The following is a 903-nucleotide window of genomic DNA, read 5'->3' as shown; positions in this document are numbered from 1 at the left end:
GGCGACAACGAGCTGCGTGGTGTTGCCCAGGGCAATGCGTCCCGTGACGGTGCCGTAGTTGACGATGCCGCCCGTGATGGTGCCGGTGTTACTGATGGTCCCGATGGTTCCTTCGTTCAGGATTCCGCCGTACGCCCCCGAGATATGCCCGGTATTCGTGAGCGCGTCGGCGGTAGCGCCCTGGGCGTAATAGACACCTATCGTCCCACCGACTACACCCCGGCCGTTCTCGTCGTCACTTATGGTCAGGGACGTCACGTGACTACCGGTTTCTGCCCCCAGTCCGATGTCCCCGCCCGAGATGCCGGATAGTTTCATACCCTGCTGGGCGTCAAGTGACGGAAACATGAGCACCCCGACGCCGTCGCTACGGACGTGCGTTATCTCCACGACGTGAGGATAGGCCGTATTGTATGCCATGACGCCATAAACGCCCGCCGTCACGTTCATATCGCCGAGGTCCAGCGTACGGTTTTCTATCCCGGTATCACCTTCGCGGAAAGCTACGTCAATGTGGCGCAGTCCCGTGTGCAGGGAGGGCGTCGGGCCACCAGCTTCCAGGCCTGCACTTAGTTCGTCAGTGGTCCAGCCAGATGTTTGGGCCACCCATTCCGCAAAGATGTCTTCGTCTTGGGCCGCCGTGGTATCCAGAGGATCTAGCCCATCCCGAGCGTATTGTTGGAGTACCGATGTATATGTAGATATCAGCCCCGACGTCGGGGGCGTATCCGGTAATTGAATATTCATTTGATCAATTCCATAGCTAAATTTTGTTAGGCGTCATTCCTGCCGGCATGCAGCCAGCATTCCTTCCGCCCACGCTGTCCACCGCGCGTCGTACGCCCGCACCCGCTCAGAGGCCGCCTCATCGGTCATGCCCCTGCGCCGGGACTGCTCAAAAAG

1 pseudogene is annotated in these 903 nt (G+C 59.6%); it reads right to left on the bottom strand.

Going from position 1 to position 903, the window contains the following annotated elements:
* Positions 1 to 747, bottom strand: a pseudogene (locus tag QSK07_RS22610) (hypothetical protein); the annotation flags it as partial.
* Positions 748 to 903: the final 156 nt, after the last annotated feature.

It is taken from the genome of Pantoea sp. QMID4 (assembly GCF_030270445.1).
Taxonomy (GTDB): Bacteria; Pseudomonadota; Gammaproteobacteria; order Enterobacterales; family Enterobacteriaceae; genus Pantoea; species Pantoea vagans.
Note: the sequence above shows the minus strand (reverse complement) of the source record. Positions and strands in the feature narration are given on the sequence as shown.